Source organism: Oleiphilus sp. HI0067 (assembly GCF_001635735.1).
Genome location: NZ_LWFI01001294.1, coordinates 1 through 884 on the forward strand (window position 1 = coordinate 1; position 884 = coordinate 884).

Sequence of the window (884 nt, forward strand, 5' to 3'; positions counted from 1 at the left end):
TTCTCTTCAGTCACACAACTTAAAATAATGAGGATTACTCAAGGCGACTCGTTTCATCTGTTGAAGCATCGAAAAGACGCCGATCCATTTAGTCTTAAAATATTGATTGCTGGTCAATCAATAAAACTTTCAGAGAGAGATTCGTATGAGCTTATATTCAGAATACTTAGAAGAGATCGAGGTTCGTAAGAAGGACCTAGGCTTACACCCAAAACCAATCGATAGCGCAGAATTGCTATCTGAGATCATTGCCCAAATCAAAGACACTGGCAATGCAGAACGCGAAGCGTCTCTAAACTTCTTCATCTACAACACGCTTCCTGGTACGACTCCGGCGGCAGGCGTAAAAGCAGCTTTCTTGAAAGAAATCGCGCTTAGCAATGAAACAGTTGCAGAAATTTCTCCAGAATTCGCGCTAGAGCAACTTTCTCACATGAAAGGCGGCCCTTCTGTTGAAGCACTTCTAGACATCGCCCTTTCTGACGACGCGCAAGCAGCGGCAGCGGCTGAAGTATTGAAGTCACAAGTATTCTTGTACGATGCAGACACAACACGTCTTGCAGACGCGTTCAAAGTAGGCAACGCAATCGCAAAAGATATTCTTGAAAGCTATGCAAAAGCAGAGTTCTTCACGAAGCTTGACGATATCCCAGAAAAAATCGACGTTGTTACTTACATCGCAGCAGAAGGCGACATCTCTACTGACCTTCTTTCTCCAGGTAACCAATCACACTCACGAGCTGACCGCGAACTTCACGGCCAGTGCATGATCACGCCTGAAGCACAACAAGAAATCGTTGAGCTTGGTAAGAAGCACCCGAACGCGAAAGTTATGCTTATCGCTGAAAAAGGTACGATGGGTGTTGGTTCTTCACGTATGTCTG

The 884-nt window shown here is 45.0% G+C and carries 1 pseudogene; it reads left to right on the plus strand.

The window, feature by feature from the left end:
• Window positions 1-145: 145 nt before the first annotated feature.
• Window positions 146-884: pseudogene (locus A3739_RS20050) on the plus strand (bifunctional aconitate hydratase 2/2-methylisocitrate dehydratase); the annotation flags it as partial.